General features: G+C 74.4%; 18 protein-coding genes. 13 read left to right on the top strand and 5 right to left on the bottom strand.

The window, feature by feature from the left end; translation table 11 throughout:
* The first annotated feature begins 9 nt into the window (after nucleotides 1–9).
* Together ABTZ91_RS01245 and ABTZ91_RS01240 are read left to right on the top strand one after the other, a co-directional pair.
* Nucleotides 10–477: a carboxymuconolactone decarboxylase family protein gene (locus ABTZ91_RS01245; RefSeq protein WP_407077875.1), complete on the top strand. Its 468-nt coding sequence runs from the start codon at nucleotides 10–12 to the stop codon at nucleotides 475–477.
* A 4-nt stretch (nucleotides 478–481) separates the two neighbouring features.
* A complete protein-coding gene (locus ABTZ91_RS01240) occupies nucleotides 482–874 on the top strand; it encodes a RidA family protein (protein WP_352075004.1) in 393 nt (130 codons plus the stop codon).
* Here ABTZ91_RS01240 and ABTZ91_RS01235 read toward each other — a convergent pair.
* Nucleotides 871–1,575 (bottom strand): GDSL-type esterase/lipase family protein, encoded by a 705-nt coding sequence (locus ABTZ91_RS01235; protein WP_352075003.1) that lies wholly within the window; start codon nucleotides 1,573–1,575, stop codon nucleotides 871–873. The genes ABTZ91_RS01240 and ABTZ91_RS01235 overlap by 4 nt on opposite strands.
* A 162-nt stretch (nucleotides 1,576–1,737) precedes the next feature.
* On the opposite strand from ABTZ91_RS01235, the gene ABTZ91_RS01230 reads away from it, so the two are divergent.
* Nucleotides 1,738–2,757: a WD40 repeat domain-containing protein gene (locus ABTZ91_RS01230; protein ID WP_352075002.1), complete on the top strand. Its 1,020-nt coding sequence runs from the start codon at nucleotides 1,738–1,740 to the stop codon at nucleotides 2,755–2,757.
* A gap of 110 nt (nucleotides 2,758–2,867) precedes the next feature.
* A complete protein-coding gene (locus ABTZ91_RS01225) occupies nucleotides 2,868–3,233 on the top strand; it encodes a hypothetical protein (RefSeq protein ID WP_352075001.1) in 366 nt (121 codons plus the stop codon).
* Between the two features lie 206 nt (nucleotides 3,234–3,439).
* On the opposite strand, the gene serC is transcribed toward ABTZ91_RS01225, so the two are convergent.
* Entirely contained in the window at nucleotides 3,440–4,558 is a 1,119-nt protein-coding gene (serC, locus tag ABTZ91_RS01220) for a phosphoserine transaminase (protein ID WP_352075000.1), read from the bottom strand.
* A 51-nt stretch (nucleotides 4,559–4,609) separates the two neighbouring features.
* Between serC and ABTZ91_RS01215 the strand changes: the two genes are divergently transcribed.
* Nucleotides 4,610–7,645 carry an FAD-binding and (Fe-S)-binding domain-containing protein gene (locus tag ABTZ91_RS01215; RefSeq protein ID WP_352074999.1) on the top strand — a complete coding sequence of 1,012 codons (3,036 nt, stop codon included), beginning with the start codon at nucleotides 4,610–4,612 and terminating at the stop codon, nucleotides 7,643–7,645.
* Nucleotides 7,646–7,700: 55 nt separating this feature from the next.
* Here ABTZ91_RS01215 and ABTZ91_RS01210 read toward each other — a convergent pair whose 3' ends face one another.
* Both ABTZ91_RS01210 and ABTZ91_RS01205 read right to left on the bottom strand, forming a co-directional pair.
* Nucleotides 7,701–8,348 (bottom strand): DUF4232 domain-containing protein, encoded by a 648-nt coding sequence (locus ABTZ91_RS01210; RefSeq protein ID WP_352074998.1) that lies wholly within the window; start codon nucleotides 8,346–8,348, stop codon nucleotides 7,701–7,703.
* Between the two features lie 154 nt (nucleotides 8,349–8,502).
* A complete protein-coding gene (locus tag ABTZ91_RS01205; protein ID WP_352075276.1) occupies nucleotides 8,503–9,405 on the bottom strand; it encodes a LysR substrate-binding domain-containing protein in 903 nt (300 codons plus the stop codon).
* Nucleotides 9,406–9,538: 133 nt separating this feature from the next.
* Between ABTZ91_RS01205 and ABTZ91_RS01200 the strand changes: the two genes are divergently transcribed.
* The 8 genes from ABTZ91_RS01200 to ABTZ91_RS01165 all read left to right on the top strand — a co-directional run bounded on the left by ABTZ91_RS01200 (nucleotide 9,539) and on the right by ABTZ91_RS01165 (nucleotide 18,938).
* Nucleotides 9,539–10,486, top strand: coding sequence for an EamA family transporter (locus tag ABTZ91_RS01200; protein WP_352074997.1), 948 nt, complete (start codon nucleotides 9,539–9,541; stop codon nucleotides 10,484–10,486).
* Between the two features lie 234 nt (nucleotides 10,487–10,720).
* Nucleotides 10,721–10,903 (top strand): DUF1272 domain-containing protein, encoded by a 183-nt coding sequence (locus tag ABTZ91_RS01195; protein WP_352074996.1) that lies wholly within the window; start codon nucleotides 10,721–10,723, stop codon nucleotides 10,901–10,903.
* 125 nt (nucleotides 10,904–11,028) lie between these two features.
* Nucleotides 11,029–11,835 (top strand): TIGR03084 family metal-binding protein, encoded by an 807-nt coding sequence (locus ABTZ91_RS01190; RefSeq protein WP_352074995.1) that lies wholly within the window; start codon nucleotides 11,029–11,031, stop codon nucleotides 11,833–11,835.
* A complete protein-coding gene (locus ABTZ91_RS01185; RefSeq protein ID WP_352074994.1) occupies nucleotides 11,832–13,511 on the top strand; it encodes an acyclic terpene utilization AtuA family protein in 1,680 nt (559 codons plus the stop codon). Before ABTZ91_RS01190 ends, ABTZ91_RS01185 begins: the two co-directional genes overlap by 4 nt.
* Nucleotides 13,508–15,109 (top strand): carboxyl transferase domain-containing protein, encoded by a 1,602-nt coding sequence (locus ABTZ91_RS01180; RefSeq protein WP_352074993.1) that lies wholly within the window; start codon nucleotides 13,508–13,510, stop codon nucleotides 15,107–15,109. The genes ABTZ91_RS01185 and ABTZ91_RS01180 overlap by 4 nt, the downstream gene beginning before the upstream one ends.
* Nucleotides 15,110–15,116: 7 nt before the next feature.
* A complete protein-coding gene (locus ABTZ91_RS01175; protein WP_352074992.1) occupies nucleotides 15,117–17,036 on the top strand; it encodes a biotin carboxylase N-terminal domain-containing protein in 1,920 nt (639 codons plus the stop codon).
* Nucleotides 17,033–18,166: an acyl-CoA dehydrogenase gene (locus tag ABTZ91_RS01170; protein WP_352074991.1), complete on the top strand. Its 1,134-nt coding sequence runs from the start codon at nucleotides 17,033–17,035 to the stop codon at nucleotides 18,164–18,166. The genes ABTZ91_RS01175 and ABTZ91_RS01170 overlap by 4 nt, the downstream gene beginning before the upstream one ends.
* Nucleotides 18,167–18,368: 202 nt before the next feature.
* On the top strand, nucleotides 18,369–18,938 hold the full coding sequence (locus ABTZ91_RS01165) for a hypothetical protein (protein WP_352074990.1): 570 nt from the start codon (nucleotides 18,369–18,371) through the stop codon (nucleotides 18,936–18,938).
* On the opposite strand, the gene sigJ is transcribed toward ABTZ91_RS01165, so the two are convergent.
* On the bottom strand, nucleotides 18,895–19,920 hold the full coding sequence (sigJ, locus tag ABTZ91_RS01160; RefSeq protein ID WP_352074989.1) for an RNA polymerase sigma factor SigJ: 1,026 nt from the start codon (nucleotides 19,918–19,920) through the stop codon (nucleotides 18,895–18,897). The genes ABTZ91_RS01165 and sigJ overlap by 44 nt on opposite strands.
* Nucleotides 19,921–19,968 lie beyond the last annotated feature (48 nt).

The raw sequence follows: 19,968 nt of genomic DNA, 5'->3' as shown, positions 1-19,968 counted from the left end.
GGGGCCCACGTGTCACTCGACCTGTCCACCTCACTCGACCTGTCCACCGACCGAACCGCCGACCAGACCGCCGACCTGTCCACCCGTACCGCCCACGCCGTCGCGCTCCTCAAAGAGTCCCCGCACACCCTCGACGGCTTCCTCAAGCTCAGTGAGCTCTTCGAGTCCACCACCCTGGACCCGCACTCCCGCGAGACCGTGATCCTCACGGTTGCCGCCCGCAACCAGTGCCACCTGTGCGTCGACATGCACGAGGCCAAGCTGGCCGCCCTCGGCCCGGCCCCGGCGCGCGAACGCCTCGACGCCGTACGCCGTTTCACCCTCCAGGTCCTCGCCGCCTCGGGCGCGGTGAGCGACGCCGAGCTCGACGCCTTCCTGGCCCACGGCTACACCCGGCAGAACGCCCTCGAAGTGGTCCTCGGCATCGGCACGTACACCGTCTCCACCTTCGCCAACCGTCTCACTCGCGCATCATGACACCATGAACAACACGAGGCAGCACGTCAGTTCAGGATCGCCGCTCGAACCGGAGATCGGCTTCTCCCGCGCCGTCCGCAAGGGCTCCCACATCGCCGTCGCCGGCACCGCGCCCATCGCCGAGGACGGCGGGACCGCCGGCGTCGGCGACGTCTACGCGCAGACCGTGCGGTGCATCGACATCGCCGAGACCGCCCTCAAGGCCGCCGGGTCCTCCCTCGACGACGTCGTACGGACCCGGATCATGCTCACCGACATCACGACCTGGAAGGAGGCGGCCAGGGCACACGGCGAACGGTTCGGCGCCGTGCGGCCGGTGACCACCTTCGTGGAGGTCTCGCGGTTCATCGACCCCGACTGGCTCGTCGAGATCGAGGTCGACGCCGTCACCGACTAGCCGGCGCGCGGCTGGTCGACCGGGGCTCCGTACGGGCCGCCGACGCCCCACGCCTGGTGCAGGGCGGTCGCGAAGGCCGCCGCCAGCTTGTGTTCGCCCGTCGGGCCGGGGTGGGTGCCGTCGTAGGTGTCGTGGTGGATGTCGTACGACTCCGGGACCGTCGCCAGGAGGAGGGGCGAGGAAGCGGTGTCCAGGTCCGCGACCGTCTTCGCGAGCAGCTCGTTGAAGCGGGCGCACTCGGCGGCGAAGGGGGCGTCGTAGGTGGCCCGGACGTTCGGGATGACGGGCAGCAGGACGGCGCGGACGCGCGGGTTCGCGGTGCGGGCGGCGGAGAGGAAGGCGCGGACGTTCTCGGCCGTTTGGTCGCTGTTGGTGTAGAAGCCCAGGTCGATCAGGCCCAGCGAGATCAGCAGCACGTCCGCGCGGGTCTCCCGCACCGTCTCGCCGACCACCGGCGCCATGTGCAGCCAGCCCTCGCCCCAGCCGGCCAGATGACGGCGGGCCGCGGCCGGGAAGTCCGGGTCGGCGTACGCGTCCGAGGTCGCCGCGTCGGTCGCCGCCTCGTACAACGCGGTGCGCGGGCCGACGATCTCGTACGCCCCGGGCAGCACGGCCTCCAGGTGCCGCCACATCCGGTAGCGCCAGGTGAAGTCGCCGGCGCGTCCGATGGTCATGCTGTCGCCGACGAACAGAAAACGCATGAGGGACATCATCACCGACGCGGGACCGGGGCGGTCCGGGCGGGCGACGTGATCCCGGCCACCAGGGAAACCGGCCATGACGAGGACCCGCCACCAGGGAAACTGGCCGGCGGCAACGCGGGCCCGGCGGGGCGGTGGCGGGGCCGTGGCAGGCTGGAGGGCATGCGAACTGCTGTGTTGCGCGTGTTCGGGGCCACGGCCCTCGCCGTCCTCGCCGCCACCGCCCCCGCGACCGCGGCCGCGGCGGACGGCGGCGAAGCCGACCGGGACTTCACCCTGCAGGACCCCCGCATCACCGAGTCCAGCGGCCTCGCCGCCAGCCGGGCGCACCCGGGGATCTACTGGACGCACAACGACCAGGACGCGCCGCTGATCTACGGCGTCGACTCGCGCACCGGGAAGACCGTCGCCACCCTCACCCTGAAGGGCGTCGGGACCCCCCGCGACATGGAGGCGATCTCCGTCGGCCCCGACGGCGACATATACGTCGGCGACATCGGCGACAACCTCAACGGCACCTGGGACCACGTCTGGATCTACCGCTTCCCCGAGCCGAAGGAGCTCCGGGATCAGACCGTGCGGGCCACCCAGTACGACGTGCGGTACGCCGACGGGGCCCGCGACGCCGAGGCGCTGATGGTCCATCCGAAGACCGGCCGGGTCTACATCGCCAGCAAGCACAAGGACGGCGGCGGCCTCTACGAGGGCCCGGCGCGCCTGTCCGCCTCCCGCACCAACGTCTTCCGGCGGATCGCCGAGGTCCCGTGGGTCACCGACGGCGCCTTCTCGCCGGCCGGCGACCGGCTCGTCCTGCGCGGTTACCTCCTCGCCGAGGAGTACGCGTGGAAGGACGGCCGGCCGGTCGGCGAGGGCACGTCCGTCGGAGCGCCCTTCCAGGGGCAGGCCGAGTCGGTCACGTACACGCGGGACGGCTCGGCCTTTATGTTCGGCTCGGAGGGGAATCAAAGCCGGGTGATCCGCGTCGACCGCCCCGGCGCCACCCCCGCCCCCGGCGGCACCACCCCCGGCGGCGACCCGCAGGCCCCCGGTTCCGGTTCCGGTTCCGGCGCGGGCGGCACGGGTGCGCCGGGCGGCGAGGGGAACACCACCGTCGGCTTCCTCGTCCTCGCCCTGGCCACCGCCGCCGTCCTCGGCGGGAAGCGCCTGCTGCGCCGCGACTGACCGGTGCCGCCCCGCGACCGACCTGCGGTTTCCCCTCGCCCCGGCGCCCGCGTCGACCCGGCGCACCACCGGGTCGAGACTGGAAGGGAGACCGAGAGGGCGGAGGAGTCATGACGTCATTCACGCGCGAGGACACCCCCGTCGCCATCGAGGGCGACGGCCTGGACTTCCGTATGCAGGAGGCCGGCGGTGACATGACCGTCGCCTTCATCCACCTTCCGAAGGGCACCGACATGGCACCGGCCCTCAAGGGCCTGGAGGGCGACCTGTGCCCGTGCCCCCACTGGGGCTACCTCTTCAAGGGCCGGATCAGGATGCGTACGGCCACGGGCGAGGAGGTCTACGAGGCGGGGCAGGCCTACTACTGGGGGCCCGGCCATGCCCCGGAGGCCCTGGAGGACTCCGATGTCGTCGAGTTCTCGCCGACGGCCGAGTTCCGGGCGGTCATCGACCACGTGAAGGCGCAGGCCGGCTGACCCCCGGGCCCCGGCCCCGTACAGAGTCGGAGACCGCCCCGGGCCCGGCCCCGTACACAGTCCGGCCCGGGCCCCGTGCCCGGGCCCTGTGCCCGGCCCGGAGACGGCCCCGTACCCGGCCCGGCACGGCGAAGGGCCCAGCATCGGTGTGTCCGACGCCGGGCCCTTCGCCGTACCGCGACAAGGCGCGAGAAGGCGCGAGAAGGTCAGAGCTTCTCGATCACGTAGTCGATGCAGGCCGTCAGCGCCCGCACGTCCGCCGGGTCGATCGCCGGGAACATCGCGATCCGCAGCTGGTTGCGGCCCAGCTTGCGGTACGGCTCGGTGTCCACGATCCCGTTGGCGCGCAGGACCTTGGCGACCGCGGCCGCGTCGATCTCGTCCGCGAAGTCGATCGTGCCGATGACCTGCGAGCGCTTCGCCGGGTCGGTGACGAACGGGGTCGCGTACTTGGACTCCTCGGCCCAGCCGTACAGCGCCTGCGAGGACTCCTTGGTCCGGGCCACGGCCCAGTCCAGACCGCCCTGGCCGTTGATCCACTTCAGCTGCTCGTTCAGCAGGAAGAGGGTCGCGAGGGCCGGGGTGTTGTACGTCTGGTTCTTCAGCGAGTTGTCGATCGCCGTCGGCAGGCTGAAGAACTCCGGGATGTGACGGCCGGACGCGTGGATCCGCTGCGCCCGCTCCAGGGCGGCCGGCGAGAACGCGGCCAGCCACAGACCGCCGTCGGCGGCGAAGGACTTCTGCGGGGCGAAGTAGTAGACGTCCGTCTCGGCGATGTCGACCGGCAGACCGCCGGCGCCCGAGGTCGCGTCGACCAGGACGAGCGCGCCCTCGTCGGCGCCCGCGACCCGCTTCAGCGGGGCGGCGACACCGGTGGAGGTCTCGTTGTGCGTGTACGCGTAGACGTCGACGCCCGCCTCGGCCACCGGCTCCGGGTGCGTGCCCGGGTCGGCGGAGATCACGGTCGGCTCGGCCAGCCACGGGGCCAGCTTCGCGGCCTTCGCGAACTTGGACGAGAACTCGCCGAAGGTGAGGTGCTGCGACTTGTTCTCGATCAGACCGTGGGTCGCGATGTCCCAGAAGGCGGTCGATCCGCCGTTGCCCAGGATCACCTCGTAGCCCTCGGGCAGCGAGAAGAGGTCACGGATGCCGGTACGCACCTCGCCGACCAGGTTCTTGACCGGAGCCTGGCGGTGGGACGTGCCGAGGAGGGAGGTGCCCGTGGCGGCCAGGGCGTCCAGCGCCTCCGTGCGCACCTTGGAGGGGCCCGCGCCGAAACGGCCGTCGGCGGGCTTGATGTCAGCGGGAATCTGGATATCGGCCACGAGGCGGAGAGTATCGGTTCGGGAAGGGGCCGGTCGCGGGATGTCCGCCCGATGAGACGAGCACTGAGACATCCTGGGGTTGTGGGAAGACACGAGGAACACGCCCCGGAGCTCGCCGCCGACCTGCGTTCCGCCGTCGCGGGAGACGTCGACTTCTCCGTCACGGCACGGGCCCTGACGTCGATGGACGCCTCCAACTACCGCCGTGTGCCGCTCGGTACGGTCGCGCCGCGCGACGCCGACGACGTGGCCGCGGCCCTGGAGGTGTGCCGGGCGCACGGCACACCGGTCGTGGCGCGGGGCGGGGGCACGTCGATCGGCGGCCAGGCCACCGGCACGGGGGTCGTGCTGGACTTCACACGGCACATGGACGAGCTGGTTCTGCTCGATCCGGAGGCGCGGACGGCGGTCGTCCAGCCGGGGCTCGTCCTGGACCGGCTGCGGGCGGCGGCCCGGCCGTACGGGCTGACCTTCGGGCCCGATCCGTCCACGCACAGCCGCTGCACGCTCGGCGGGATGATCGGCAACAACGCGTGCGGGGCGCACTCGGTGGCCTGGGGGACCACGGCGGACAACGTGCGCTCGCTGGATGTGGTGACGTACCGGGGCGAGCGGTTGACGGCGGGGCCGGGCGGGCGGGGAGCTCCGCCCGGACTCCTGGACCTCGTGGGCGACCGGCTCGCGCTGCTGCGGACCGGTTATCCGGACGGGCTGCCGCGCCGGATCTCCGGCTACGCCCTGGACGCGCTGCTGCCCGAGCGCGGCAGGGACGTGGCCCGGTCGCTGTGCGGCAGCGAGGGCACGCTCGGGGTGGTCACGGAGGCCGAGGTGCGTTTGGTTCCGCTCCCGGCGGAACGAATTCTGGTGGTCCTCGGATACGCCGACGAGAGCAGGGCGGCGGACGCGGCGGCCGGACTCCTGCCGTACGGGCCGCTCACCGTGGAGGGCATGGCGGCCGACCTGGTGCGGGGCGCCGAGGGGCTGCCCCGGGGCGCGGCCTGGCTCTTCTGCGAGATGGACGGGGAGGACGCGGCCGCGGCCCTGGTGCGGGCGGCGGACGCGGTCGACAGCGCCGTGGTGCGGGACCCGGCGGCGCAGCGGGCGCTGTGGCGGATCCGGGAGGACGCGGCCGGGACGGCGACCCTGACGCCGGATCGCGGGGAGGCCTGGCCGGGCTGGGAGGACTGCGCGGTGCCGCCGGCCCGGCTCGGCGCCTACTTGCGTGAATTCCGCTCCCTGCTGAAGGAATTCGGCCTGAGGGGCACCCCGTACGGCCACTTCGGTGACGGCTGCGTCCATGTGCGGATCGACTTCGACCTGTGGACTCGGAACGGGGTACGGGACTTCCGCCGCTTCTCCGAGGCGGTCGCCGACCTCGTCGTCGCCCACGGCGGCTCGCTGTCCGGCGAACACGGCGACGGCAAGGCGCGGGCCGAGCTGCTGCCCCGGATGTACGGGGACGAGCTCGTCGCCCTGTTCGGCGCGGTCAAGGACCTGTGGGACCCGGACGGCGGCCTCAACCCCGGCGTGCTGGTGCGGCCGGAGCCGCTGGACACCGGGCTGCGGTTCACGGGCCTGCCGGTCGTCGGCCAGGAGGACGGGCGTGAGGACGGTCGGCGGGGCGCGGCGGACCGGGCGGTGGCCGAACTCGGCCGGGCCGCCGCCCGCTGCGTGGGCGTCGCCAAATGCCGGGTGGAGGGCCCGAGTTCGGGGCCCGGGGTGATGTGCCCCTCGTACCGGGCGACAGGGGAGGAGAAGCACTCGACCCGGGGCCGGGCCAGGCTGCTCCACGAGATGGCCCTCGGCGAGACCGTCACCGGCGGGCTGCGCGCCGAGGAGGTCCGGGAGGCACTCGACCTGTGCCTGTCCTGCAAGGGCTGCCGCAGCGACTGCCCGGTGGGCGTCGACATGGCCGCGTACAAGGCGCGGTTCCTGGACGGTTACTACGCGGGTCCCCTCCGGGCGCTGAAGCGGCCCCGCTCGCACTGGACCATGGGCGGGCTGCCGCGCTGGCTCGACCTGTTCGGCCGGGGCCTGAACACGGCGATGCGCCTGCCGTACGCGGCCCGGCTCGCGGGCGTCACGCCGGAGCGGGCGCTGCCCAGGGTCGCGGAGCGGTCCTTCGTGTCCTGGTTCGGCGAGCGTGCCTCGGACCGGCCGCCGGTCCTCACCCTGTGGCCCGACACCTTCACCGACCACCTGGCGCCCCAGGTGGGCCGGGCGGCGGTACGCGTCCTGGACGCCGCGGGGCTCGGGGTGGCCCTGCCGCCCGGCCGGGTCTGCTGCGGGCTCACCTATGTCTCGACGGGCCGGCTCGACACGGCCCGCCGGGTGATGCGCCGCACGCTCGACGTGATGGACCAGGTGGTGGGCGAGGGCGGCGAGGTCCCGGCCCTGGCTCCGGGCGCGGGCTCGGGCGCGGACGGGGGTGCGGGTTCGGGTGCGGGCTCGCGTGCGGACGGGGGTGCGGGCCCGGGAGCGGGTGCGGGCTCGCGTGCGGCCCCGGGCGCGGACGGGGGTACGGGTCCAGGTGTGGATCCGGGTGCGGACGGGGCTGCGGCTCCGGGGGCGCCCGGAGGCGCGGGGCGGGGTGGCCGACCCGTCGTGGTCCTGGAGCCCTCCTGCGCGGCGACCCTGCGCACCGACCTGCCCGAACTGCTCCCCGACGACCCGCGCGCCGCCCGCCTCGCCGCCTCCGTCCGCACCTTCGCCGAGGCCCTGGCCGAACTCGCCCCGGACTGGTCCCCGCCCCGCCTCGACCGCCCGGTCACCGGCCAGACCCACTGCCACCAGCACGCCGCCCTGGGCGACACCGCCGACCGCCGCCTCCGCCGGCAGGCGGGCCTCGACGGCGAACCGGCGGGCGGCTGCTGCGGCCTCGCCGGCAACTTCGGCTTCGAACCCGGCCACTACGAGGTCTCCGTCGCCTGTGCCGAGGACCAGCTGCTGCCCGCCCTGCGCTCCGCGCCCCCCGACGCCATCGTCCTGGCCGACGGCTTCTCCTGCCGCACCCAGATCACCCACCTCGCCCCCCACCACCACCCGCGCCACCTGGCGGAGGTGCTGGCGGAGGCGCTGGACGCGTGAGGGGACGCGGACGTTCTCCTGGCGGTGGTGGAACGCCTTCACCCCGGGGGAGCCACTACAGGCTGAGCGCGTCCTCGGCGTTGTCGACCCACGGGGTGACCGACTCCTTGTCGGGGGTGATGTGGAGGCCGGGGGTGGCGGCCTTGAGCGGCATCTGCTCCAGATCGGACTCGGTGCTCATGGTCATGCGGATGTACGAGACGGTCTTGCTGTCCGCGGTGAGCGGGCCGCCCATGAGCCCGGCGTAGGCCGACGCGCCCGGTGCGAGCCGGATGGCGTGCTCGATATCGGGGGCCTTGCCGCGTTCCGTCGCCGCGCCGTCGAGCTCGCCGAAGGTGACGACGGGGTGGCCGAGCACCCGGCAGGGCTTGCCGGTCCTGTTGGTGATCTTCAGTAGATAGCTGCTGGTGGTGGGTTCGGCCAGGGTCGCGCTGAACGTCACGTCGAAGGTGCTGCACGGGAAGACCCCGGCGTCGGGGTCGGCCGACGGCTTGGTGGGCGGCGTGGTGGGTGCGGGCGGCGTGGTGGGCGTCGTGGGCGCGGGCTTCGCCGGCGATGTGGTGGGGGTGGCCGGCTTCACCGGCGGGGTGGTGGCACCGCCGGCGGCTGGGTCCTCGGAGGGCCCGCAGGCGGTCAGGGCCAGCGTGGACAGGGCGGCGAGGGCGAGGGCGGCGCCGTGGACGGTTCTGCGTGTGGTGCTCATGGTGGTGCTCCCCCCGATGACGAAGCGCGGACGCGCTCTGGTGAGCACCAGCGTCCCGCCGTGGCTTCACGGCTTCGTGACGACGGTTCACCGAATTCATCACGGCCGCGGTTCATCACGGCCGCCGTTCATCACGGCCGCGGTGCACCGCGGCTCACCGCGCTTCGTGGGCGATCCGCCGGGCCAGGTCCACCAGCGCCCCCGTCGCCGGGTGCCGCGCGGAGTCCCGCCAGGCAAGGAGGACGGGGAGGGGCGGGGCGTCGGTGAGGGGTCGGTAGGTGACGCCGGGGTGCGCGTGGAGAGCGGCCGTGGAGGCGGCCGAGACGCCGATGCCGCGGCCCGCGGCGATCGCGGTCAGCCAGTCGTCGGTGTTGGCGACGGTCAGGGTGGCGCGGGGGCGGGCGTGGGGCGGCCACAGGTCGAGGGTGGTGGTGCCGGAGACCGGGTTGAGGATCGCGGTCTCGGCGCCCAGGTCCGCCAGGGTCAGCGCGGGCCGCGCGGCGAGCGGGCTGTCGGCCGGCAGGGCGGCCACCCGGTCCTCGGTCAGCAGCTCCTCGGTGGCGAGGCCGGGAATCTCCACCGGGCCCCGCAGCAGGGCCGCGTCGACCTCGCCGCGGAGCAGTCCGGCCGTGCGGTCGTCGACGCGGAGCAGTTCCAGGGGCGTTTCGGGGTGGTCGCGCTGCCAGCGGCGCAGGAGGGGGGTGGTGTACGGGCCGAAGGCCGACCAGGCGTGGCCGAGGCGGAGGGGGCGGTGCCGGAGCCGGTCGGGGTCGACGGCCGTGTCGAAGGCGGCGACCGCGGCGGCGGCCCGCTCGTGGAACGCGCGGCCCTCGGGCGTGAGCGCGAGGTGGTGGGTGGAGCGGTCGACGAGCCGGGCGCCGAGCTGTTTCTCCAGGGCGGCGAGGGTGCGCGAGACGGCGGGCTGGGTGAGGTGGAGGCGGGCGGCGGCGCGGGTCAGGTTGCCCTCCTCGGCGATGGCGAGGAAGCAGCGGAGGTGGCGGAGCTCGATGCTCGTACGGCTCATGCGTGCCGAGCATAACCGCAGCGCAATCGGCATTTCACGCGCCGCGCGGTGGCTCGTAGCGTGAAAGCGGGCGGGGTGGGAGCCGTCGGGGGAGTACATTACTCTGGACTTGTTGGTCCAGTGCAGTGAACTCATGATCGTCAGCAGCTAGGCAAGGAGCACGCCGGTGGACAGCCCGGTCAAGGACATAGCCGGCACGGCCCCGGCCGCCGACCCCGCGACGGCCCCGGCGGCGACAGCCGCCGTCGCGGACCGCCGGGGCGGTCGGCTCGGGCCGGTCGCCCTCGTCGTGGCCGGCGGCCTGTCCGTCCAGTTCGGCTCCGCCCTCGCGGTGCTGCTCATGCCCCGGGCCGGCGCCCTCGGTGTCGTCACCCTGCGGCTCGTGCTCGCCGCCGTCGTCCTGCTGGCCGTCTGCCGGCCCAGGATCAGGGGCTACGGCCGTGCGGACTGGGGCACCGTGCTCGCCTTCGGCGCCGCCATGTCCGGCATGAACATCCTCTTCTACCTCTCGGTCGACCGGATCCCGCTCGGGGCCGCCGTCACCCTGGAGGTGTTGGGCCCGCTCGCCCTGTCCGTGCTCGCCTCGCGCCGCCTGGTGAACCTCCTCTGGGCGGGACTCGCCCTCGGCGGCGTCGTCCTCCTCGGCGGCGGGCTCCACGGCGGCGGCTTCGACCGGCTCGACCCGGTCGGCGCGGGCTTCGCCCTCGCGGCGGGCGCCATGTGGGCCACGTACATCGTCTTCAGCGCCCGCACCGGCCGCCGCTTCCCGCAGGCTGACGGCCTGGCGCTGGCGATGGCCTTCGGCGCGGTCCTGAGCCTGCCGTTCGGCATCCTGGAGGCCGGTGACCGGCTGCTCGTCCCGTCGACGATCGGCCTCGGCCTCGCCGTCGCCCTGATGTCCTCGGTGCTGCCCTACACCCTCGAACTCCTCGCGCTGCGCCGCCTGCCCGCGCCCACCTTCGCCATCCTCATGAGCCTGGAACCGGCCATCGCCGCCACCGCCGGCTTCCTCGTCCTCCACCAGGCGCTCGGAGTGACGGACGCCCTCGCGATCGCGCTGGTCATCGCGGCGAGCATGGGCGCGGTGCGGACGCAGATGTCCCGATCCCAGTGAGGGACGGGCCCTCGCGGCCCGGCCGCCCCGCGCCGCCGCCGCTTCCCCGCCGTCTACGCCCGGACGGCCCTTGCGACCCCGGCCGCCCCGGTGACCCGATGGCGCTGACGCGGTGGCCCAGAGGCCCTTGCGGCCCGGCCGCGTCGGTGGCCCGCTGGGCTCCCTGGCCCGATTGCAGTGATCTTTGGCCCGCGGCCGGTTTCCCGGCCGCGGGCCCTCGCGCAGGATGGGCGCATGGCCCTTGAGATGCGCGAACGCTGCGAACGCTGCGAGACGACCACCCTGCCCGTCGACGCCCCCGCCCGTATCTGTACGTACGAGTGCACCTTCTGCGTGCCGTGCGCCGAGGCGATGGCGGGCGTCTGCCCCAACTGCGGCGGAGAACTGGTCCCGAGGCCCCGCCGCGCAGCCGCCTGATCCCGGCTCGCCACCCTCCCCTCCCGGTCGGGATCTTTAAAGCAAGCATGCTTGATTGTTTCTGGTCGGGCTGCCATGCTCCTCACGCACGTCCGTGACCCGCCCGTCCCCGAGGGGAGCGCTCCGTGTCCGACCCCGCCGGCGTTCTTGCCGACCTGCGTGCCGAGAGCGAGGAGGTCGACGCCCTCGTGCGGGAGGCGTCCGACGAACAGTGGGCGGCGGTGACGCCCGCGCCGGGGTGGACGGTCGCCCATCAGATCGCCCATCTCGCCTGGACCGACGCGGCGGCCCTGCTCGCCGCGACCGATCCCGGGGCCTTCGCCGCCGAGGTCGACAAGGCCCTCGCCGCGCCCGACCGCTTCGTGGACGAGGGGGCCGAGGAGGGCGCGGCGCTGCCGCCCGGGGTGCTGCTCGCGCGCTGGCGGGACGGGCGGGAGCGGCTGCACCGGGTGCTCCGGGAGGCGCCGCCGGGGACGAGGTTCCCCTGGTACGGGCCCGCGATGAGCGCCGGGGCGCTCGCGACCGCCCGGCTCATGGAGACCTGGGCGCACGGACAGGACGTGGCCGACGCCCTCGGGGTCGTGCGGGCGCCCACGGCCCGGCTGCGGCACGTGGCCTGGATCGGGCTGCGGGCCCGCGACTACGCCTACCTGGTGCGCGGACTCACCCCGCCCGCCGCTCCCTTCCGCCTCGAACTCACCGCGCCCGGCGGGGTGTCCGGCGACTCCGTGTGGTCGTTCGGGCCGGACGACGCCCCGCAGACGATCACCGGCCCGGCCCTCGACTTCTGTCTCCTGGTCACCCAGCGCGTGCACCGCGCCGACACCGCCCTCGTCGCGCACGGCGCCGACGCCGACGCGTGGCTGGACATCGCCCAGGCCTTCGCCGGTCCGGCGGGAGGGGGCCGCGCCCCGAAGGGGGCCGGGTCGTGATCCTGCGGATCGGCAACGCCTCCGGTTTCTACGGCGACCGCTTCGACGCGGTCCGCGAGATGCTCACCGGCGGCGAGCTCGACGTCCTCACCGGCGACTACCTCGCCGAACTGACCATGCTGATCCTCGGCCGCGACCTGATGAAGGACCCGTCCGCCGGATACGCGAAGACCTTCCTGCGGCAGATGGAGGAGGGCCTCGCTCTCGCCCACGAGCGCGGGGTGCGGATCGTCGCCAACGCCGGCGGGCTCAACCCGGCCGGTCTCGCCGACGCCCTGCGCGCCCTCGCCGGCCGGCTCGGCATCCCGGCGCGGATCGCCCACGTGGAGGGCGACCGGCTGCCGCCGGGACCGGACGTCCTCGCGGCCAACGCCTATCTGGGCGGCGGCGGCATCGCCGCCTGCCTCGCCGCCGGCGCCGACGTCGTCGTCACCGGCCGGGTCACCGACGCCGCGCTCGTCACCGGGCCCGCGCAGTGGTTCTTCGGCTGGGGCCCCGAGGCGTACGACGAGCTGGCCTGCGCGGTCGTCGCCGGGCACGTCCTGGAGTGCGGCACCCAGGCCACCGGCGGCAACTACGCCTTCTTCACCGGCCACGACCCGGCCGTCCTCCGCCGCCCCGGCTTCCCGCTCGCCGAACTGCACGCCGACGGCAGCGCCGTGATCACCAAGCACCCGGGCACGGGCGGCCTCGTCGACACCGGCACCGTCACCGCGCAGCTCCTCTACGAGACCGCCGGCGCCCGCTACGCCGGGCCCGACGTGACCGCACGGCTCGACACCGTCCGGCTCACCCAGGACGGCCCGGACCGGGTCCGGATCGACGGCGTACGGGGCGAGGCGCCGCCGCCGACGCTCAAGGCGGGGCTCTGCCGGCTCGGCGGCTTCCGCAACGAGGTCGTCTTCGTGCTCACCGGCCTCGACATCGAGGCCAAGGCGGCCCTGGTGCGGGACCAGATCGCCGACGCCCTCGCCGAGCCGCCCCCGCGCGAGGTCCGCTGGGAGCTGGTGCGCACCGACCGCGAGGACGCCGCCAGCGAGGAGACGGCGAGCGCCCTGCTGCGGCTCGTCGTGCGCGACCCCGACCCCGAGAAGGTCGGCCGCGCCCTGACCGGGGCCGCGATCGAGCTCGCCCTCGCGAGCTACCCGGGCTTCCACGTCACCGCCCCGCCCGGGAAGGGCGCCCCCTACGGGGTCTTCGAGAGCGCGTACGTGCCCGTCGGCGAGGTCCCGCACACGGCCGTGCTCCCGGACGGGACCCGCGTGTCCGTTCCCGTACCGCCGGGGACCCGAGCCCTGGAACCCGTACCCGAGCCGGACCTTCCGCCGCCGCTCCCGCCGGGACCGGTGCGGCGGGTGCCGCTCGGCCGGATCGCCGGGGCCCGCAGCGGCGACAAGGGCGGTGACGCCAACGTCGGCGTCTGGGTCCGCACGGAGGAGGAGTGGCGCTGGCTCGTCCACACCCTCACCGCCGACCGGTTCCGGGAATTGCTTCCCGAGACGAAGGAACTCCCGGTGGAGCGGCATGTGCTGCCGAACCTCAGGGCGCTGAACTTCGCCGTCACCGGACTGCTCGGCGAGGGCGTCGCCTCCCAGGCCCGCTTCGACCCGCAGGCCAAGGCCCTGGGGGAGTGGCTGCGCTCCCGCCACCTCGACGTACCGGAGGTACTGCTGTGACCGTCCTCGCCTCCGCCCTGGACACCGGCGGACCCGACTACGCCGCCGCCCGCGCCGCGATGCTGGAGAAGCTGGCCGCCCTCGACGCCGAGCACGCCAAGGCGCTCGCGGGCGGCGGGGAGAAGTACACCGAGCGGCACAGGAAGCGCGGCAAGCTGCTCGCCCGGGAGCGGATCGAGCTGCTCGTCGACCCCGACTCGCCGTTCCTGGAGCTGTCCCCGCTGGCCGCCTGGGGCAGCGACTACCCGGTCGGCGCCTCGCTGGTCACCGGCATCGGGGTGATCGAGGGCGTCGAGTGCCTGATCACCGCCAACGACCCCACCGTGCGCGGCGGGGCCTCCAACCCCTGGACCCTGAAGAAGGCGCTGCGGGCCAACGAGATCGCGTACGCCAACCGGCTGCCGGTCGTCTCGCTCGTCGAGTCCGGCGGGGCGGATCTTTCCTCTCAGAAAGAAATCTTCATCCCGGGCGGGGCGCTCTTCCGCGACCTGACCCGGCTGTCCGCCGCCGGCATCCCGACGATCGCGGTCGTCTTCGGCAACTCGACGGCCGGCGGCGCCTACGTCCCCGGCATGTCCGACCACACCGTGATGATCAAGGAGCGGTCGAAGGTCTTCCTGGGCGGGCCGCCGCTGGTGAAGATGGCGACGGGCGAGGAGAGCGACGACGAGTCGCTCGGCGGCGCGGAGATGCACGCGCGGACCAGCGGCCTCGCCGACCACTACGCCGTCGACGAGGCCGACGCCCTGCGCCAGGCCCGGCGGATCGTCGCCCGCCTCAACCACCGCAAGGCCCACCCCCCGGAGCCGGGCGCGGTCGCACCGCCGAAGTACGACGAGGAGGAACTCCTCGGCATCGTCCCCGGCGACCTGAAGACCCCGTTCGACCCGCGCGAGGTCATCGCGCGGATCGTCGACGGCTCCGACTTCGACGAGTTCAAGCCGCTGTACGGGCCCTCGCTGACCACCGGGTGGGCGCGCCTGCACGGCTATCCGGTGGGGATCCTCGCCAACGCCCAGGGTGTGCTCTTCTCGGCCGAGTCGCAGAAGGCCGCCCAGTTCATCCAGCTCGCCAACCAGCGGGACATCCCGCTGGTCTTCCTGCACAACACCACCGGCTACATGGTCGGCAGGGAGTACGAGCAGGGCGGCATCATCAAGCACGGCGCGATGATGATCAACGCGGTGTCGAACTCGCGGGTCCCCCATCTCTCCGTCCTCATGGGGGCGAGCTACGGCGCCGGGCACTACGGCATGTGCGGCCGGGCCTACGACCCGCGCTTCCTCTTCGCCTGGCCGAGCGCCAAGTCCGCCGTCATGGGCCCGCAGCAGCTCGCCGGCGTGCTGTCGATCGTGGCCCGTGCCTCGGCGGCGGCCAAGGGGCAGCCCTACGACGAGGAGGCCGACGCCGGTCTCCGCGCCCTGGTGGAGGCACAGATCGAGGCCGAGTCGCTGCCCATGTTCCTCTCCGGGCGGTTGTACGACGACGGGGTCATCGACCCGCGCGACACGCGCACCGTCCTCGGACTGTGCCTGTCCGCGATCCACACGGCACCGGTCGAGGGCGCGCGCGGCGGCTTCGGCGTCTTCAGGATGTGAGGCACTGATGACCGAACGACCGATCTCCACCGTCCTGGTCGCCAACCGGGGCGAGATCGCCTGCCGGGTCTTCCGCACCTGCCGTGACCTCGGCATCGCCACGGTGGCGGTGTACGCGGACCCGGACGCCGGCGCCCTGCACGTGCGGGAGGCCGACGCGGCCGTACGGCTGCCGGGGGCGGCGCCCGCCGACACGTATCTGCGCGGCGACCTGGTGGTGGCGGCCGCCCTCGCGGCCGGCGCCGACGCCGTCCACCCCGGCTATGGATTCCTCTCCGAGAACAAAGAATTCGCGCAGGCGGTGATCGACGCGGGCCTGGTGTGGATCGGGCCGCCGCCGGAGGCGATCGAGGCGATGGCGTCCAAGACCCGGGCCAAGGAACTCATGGGCGTCCGGCCCCTCACCGACGTCACCGAGGCCGACCTGCCGGTCCTGGTGAAGGCGGCGGCCGGCGGAGGCGGCCGTGGCATGCGCGTCGTACGCGACCTCGCCGACCTGCCGGGAGAGCTGGCGGCGGCGTCGGCCGAGGCGGCGAGCGCCTTCGGCGACGGCGAGGTGTTCGTCGAGCCGTACGTGGAGAACGGCCGCCACGTCGAGGTGCAGGTCCTCGCCGACACCCACGGCACCGTGTGGACCCTCGGCACCCGCGACTGCTCGCTCCAGCGCCGCCACCAGAAGGTCGTCGAGGAGGCCCCGGCGCCCGGCCTGCCCGCCGCGCTCGTCGACGAGCTGTACGAGCGCTCGGCGACGGCCGCGAAGGCGGTCGGCTACGTCGGCGCGGGCACCGTCGAGTTCCTCGTCGCCGACGGCCGGGCCCACTTCCTGGAGATGAACACCCGCCTCCAGGTCGAGCACCCGGTGACCGAGGAGGTCCACGGGGTGGACCTGGTCGCCCTCCAGATCCGGATCGCCGAAGGCGCGGCCCTCGACCCGGAGCCCCCGGCACCGCGCGGCCACGCCGTCGAGGCCCGGCTCTACGCCGAGGACCCGGCCGCCGGCTGGGCCCCGCAGACCGGCAGGCTGCACGCCCTGGAGTTCCCGGCCGGGCCCGGCGTCCGGGGCGACACCGGCTACGCCTCCGGCGACACCGTCCCCGTGCACTACGACGCCATGCTCGCCAAGGTCGTCGTCACCGCGCCCACCCGCGCCGCCGCCGTACGCAAACTGGCTCAGGTCCTGGACCGCGCCCGCGTCCACGGGCCGGTCACCAACCGGGACCTGCTCGTCGCCTCCCTGCGGCACCCCGGCTTCCAGGACCCCGCCCGGCTCGGCACCGGCTTCTACGGGCGCCACCTGGAGGAGCTGACCCGCCCCCGGGACGGCGAGGCGCACGCCGCCGTCGCCGCCGCGCTCGCCGGGGCCGCCGCCCGCCGGGGCCGCTTCGGCGGCGGCTGGCGCAACGTCCGCTCCCAGGACGAGACCCGGACCTACGGCACGCACGAGGTCCGCTACCGGCCCCTGCGCGGCGGCGGCTACGAGGTGACGTCCCCGCAGGGCATCCGCGTCCTGGCGGCCGCCCCCGACCGCGTACGCCTCGAAGTGGGCGGAGTGGCGCGGGACTTCGACGTCACCGCGTACCCCGACGGCACCGTCCACGCCGGCCCGCACCGGCTCACCGCCCGCCCCCGCTTCACCGACCCCCGCGAGCAGACCGCCCCCGGCTCCCTGCTCGCCCCCATGCCCGGCACCGTCGTCCGCGTCGCCGAAGGACTCGCCGTCGGCGACCGGGTCGAGGCCGGGCAGCCCCTGCTCTGGCTGGAGGCCATGAAGATGGAACACCGGGTCGCCGCGCCCGTCTCCGGCACGCTCACCGCGCTCCACGCCGCCCCCGGCCGCCAGGTCGAGGTCGGCGCCCTGCTCGCCGTCGTACAGCCCGAGGAACGGGCCGACGTACCGACCGAAGCCCAGGAGGAAGCCCCCGCATGAGCACCATCGTGGAATCCCCGGAGCACACCGCCCTCCGCGCCGCCGTCTCCGCCCTCGGCCACCGCCACGGGCCGGGCTTCGACCGGGCCGCGCTGTGGGCCGAGGCCGGCAAGCTCGGCTACCTCGGCGTGAACCTGCCCGAGGAGTACGGCGGCGGGGGCGGCGGCATGGCCGAGCTGTCCATCGTCCTGGAGGAGGCCGGCGCGGCCGGCGCGCCGCTGCTGATGATGGTCGTCTCGCCCGCGATCTGCGGCACGGTCATCGCCCGCTTCGGCACCGACGCGCAGAAGGCCGCCTGGCTGCCCGGACTCGCCGACGGCACCCGCACGATGGCCTTCGGCATCACCGAGCCCGACGCCGGCTCCAACTCCCACCGCATCACCACCACCGCCACCCGCACCGAGGACGGCTGGGTGCTCAACGGCCGCAAGGTCTTCGTCTCCGGCGTCGACATCGCCGACGCGACCCTGATCGTCGGCCGCACCTCCGACGCCCGCACCGGCACCCTCAAGCCGTGCCTCTTCGTCGTCCCGCGCGACACGCCCGGCTTCGGCCGCCGGCCCATCGAGATGGAACTCGACGCGCACGAGAAGCAGTTCGAGCTGACCCTCGACGACGTCCACCTGCCCGCAGACGCCCTCGTCGGCGACGAGGACGGCGGCCTGCTCCAGCTCTTCGCGGGCCTCAACCCGGAGCGCATCATGACGGCCGCCTTCGCGATCGGCATGGGCCGCTACGCGCTGGCGCAGGCGGTCACGTACGCCAAGGAACGCCAGGTCTGGAAGGCCCCCATCGGCGCCCACCAGGCCATCGCCCACCCGCTCGCCCAGGCCCACATCGAGCTCGAACTGGCCCGCCTGATGATGCGGAAGGCCGCCGCACTGTACGACGCGGGTGACGACGCCGGCGCGGGCGAGGCCGCCAACATGGCGAAGTACGCGGCGGCCGAGGCGTGCGTGAAGGCCGTCGACACCGCCGTCCACACCCTCGGCGGCAACGGTCTCACCCGCGAGTTCGGCCTCGCCCGCCTGATCACGGCGGCCCGCGTGGCGCGGATCGCCCCGGTCAGCCGGGAGATGATCCTCAACTACGTGTCCACCCAGACGCTGGGGCTGCCCAAGTCGTACTGACGCCCGCCGCGCTCCGCCCGCCTCGGTGTCCGCCCCCACCCGGGGGCTGCCCAGGTCGGACGGGACCCGCACCCTCTCTTTCGACCGCTCGCCCCGGTGGTACCCCGGTATGACGTCGGGGTTGGCTCCCTGGTCCGACGACGGTGGGGCCGTGGGGGCGGGACGGTACGGGACACCAACCCGGAAGAGGTGAGGTCCCGCCATGTCCCCGCTCCACCGCCCCGCCCGTACCGCCCCCGTCACGCCCGCCGCGCGCATCCCCCGTACCGCGCGCATCTCCCGTACCGCGCGCATCTCCCGTACCGCCCGCGCCGACGTCCGGACCGCCGGCCGCGCCTTCCTGGCGCTGCCGGCCGGTCTCGCCGCCGCCGGACTGGTCCTCGTCGGCCGGCCCGCGTCGGCCGCGCGGCTGCGGGCCCGGCTCTCGGGCGGCGGCGCGTGGACCGGCGGGCGGACCCTCGGCCGTACGGTGCTCGGACTGCCCCTCGACGCGGCGGCGTTCGTCCTGACCGGCTACGCCCTGTTCAACTCCGCCCGCAACGTCGCCTATCCGCTCTGGTACGCCGGCACCGACTACCACCAGGCATGGGGCGGCCCCACCCTGGCCGGTGTCTGGGCCGTGCACGCGGTCGGCTGGCTCCTGTGCCTCGCGGTCCTGCTCCACTGGCCGGTCCGCTGGCTGGCGAAGGGCCAGCGGGCCGTGGACCGGCGGCTGGCGGGCGACGGGGTCAGGGGCACGGTGTCGTCCACGGCCGGAGCTTCTCGGGGTTGAGCACGGCCCAGATCCTGCGGATCCGGCCGTCCGCGATGTCGAAGGCGTACACCGACACCACGACTCCGTCCAGGTGGGCCACCAGGCCGGGCTGGCCGTTGACCGTGCACTCGCGGACCGTCAGGTGGCCCGGATGGACCCGTTCGGCGAAGAAGCGGGCGATGCGCTCGGCGCCCTCGATCGGGTGGAGCGTGGCCGTGACGAGCCCGCCGCCGTCGCCGACGGCGGTGGCGTCCGGGTCGAGGAGGCCGAGGAGGGCGCCGATGTCCCGGGCCTCCCACGCCTGCCGGAACTCCCGCACCACCCGGGCCCGCTGGGCCGTCGGCGAGGCGGGTGCCCGGGAGGCGTCGATACGGCGGCGGGCCGAGGACGCCAGCTGACGGCAGGCCGCCGGGGTACGGCCGACGATGTCGGCCACCTCCGCGAAGGGGTAGCGGAAGACGTCGTGCAGGACGAACGCGACGCGCTCGGCCGGCGTCATCGACTCCAGCACGACGAGGAAGGCCATGCTCACCGACTCGTCGAGCGTGACCCGGTCCGCCGGATCGGCCGTGCTGCCGTCCACCGCGCCGGAGGACCACTCGGCGCCCCCGGGCAGCGGCTCGGGCACCCATTCCCCCACGTAACGTTCCCGCCGTGCCCGCGCCGAGCGCAGCACGTCGAGGCAGATCCGCCCGGCGACCTTCGTCAGCCAGGCGCCGGGGGACACCACCGCCTCCCGCTCGCGCGGGGACATCGCGTACCAGCGGGCGTACGTCTCCTGGACGACGTCCTCGGCCTCGGCCAGCGAGCCGAGCATCCGGTAGGCGAGGCTGATCAGCCGACGGCGTTCGGCGGCGACGGCGCCCGGCGCCGGCTCGTCCGTGCCGGGAGTCGGCCGGGGCGCGCCCGGAGTCGGCTGGTCCGTGCCCGGAGCCGGCTCTTCCGTGGCCGGGCGCGGCCGGTGCGCGCCGGCTTCCGGCGCCGGCGGGATGGTCGTCATGGTCTCGCGGCTCCCTCGGTCGGTACGTCCCTCACCTCTCTGACGGAT

Origin of the sequence: Streptomyces sp. NPDC126499 (genome assembly GCF_040302485.1) — a bacterium.
Classification (GTDB): Bacteria; Actinomycetota; Actinomycetes; order Streptomycetales; family Streptomycetaceae; genus Streptomyces.
This window is presented reverse-complemented; position numbering and strand designations above follow the sequence as displayed.

Bases quoted from the DNA above. Each gene is read 5' to 3' on its own strand.
- ABTZ91_RS01240 (WP_352075004.1), top strand. From the start codon at position 482: ATGAACAACACGAGGCAGCACGTCAGTTCAGGATCGCCGCTCGAACCG.
- ABTZ91_RS01235 (WP_352075003.1), bottom strand. From the start codon at position 1,575: ATGCGTTTTCTGTTCGTCGGCGACAGCATGACCATCGGACGCGCCGGC.
- ABTZ91_RS01230 (WP_352075002.1), top strand. From the start codon at position 1,738: ATGCGAACTGCTGTGTTGCGCGTGTTCGGGGCCACGGCCCTCGCCGTC.
- ABTZ91_RS01225 (WP_352075001.1), top strand. From the start codon at position 2,868: ATGACGTCATTCACGCGCGAGGACACCCCCGTCGCCATCGAGGGCGAC.
- ABTZ91_RS01215 (WP_352074999.1), top strand. From the start codon at position 4,610: ATGAGACGAGCACTGAGACATCCTGGGGTTGTGGGAAGACACGAGGAA.
- ABTZ91_RS01210 (WP_352074998.1), bottom strand. From the start codon at position 8,348: ATGAGCACCACACGCAGAACCGTCCACGGCGCCGCCCTCGCCCTCGCC.
- ABTZ91_RS01205 (WP_352075276.1), bottom strand. From the start codon at position 9,405: ATGCCGATTGCGCTGCGGTTATGCTCGGCACGCATGAGCCGTACGAGC.
- ABTZ91_RS01195 (WP_352074996.1), top strand. From the start codon at position 10,721: ATGGCCCTTGAGATGCGCGAACGCTGCGAACGCTGCGAGACGACCACC.
- ABTZ91_RS01175 (WP_352074992.1), top strand. From the start codon at position 15,117: ATGACCGAACGACCGATCTCCACCGTCCTGGTCGCCAACCGGGGCGAG.
- ABTZ91_RS01170 (WP_352074991.1), top strand. From the start codon at position 17,033: ATGAGCACCATCGTGGAATCCCCGGAGCACACCGCCCTCCGCGCCGCC.
- ABTZ91_RS01165 (WP_352074990.1), top strand. From the start codon at position 18,369: ATGTCCCCGCTCCACCGCCCCGCCCGTACCGCCCCCGTCACGCCCGCC.
- sigJ (WP_352074989.1), bottom strand. From the start codon at position 19,920: ATGACGACCATCCCGCCGGCGCCGGAAGCCGGCGCGCACCGGCCGCGC.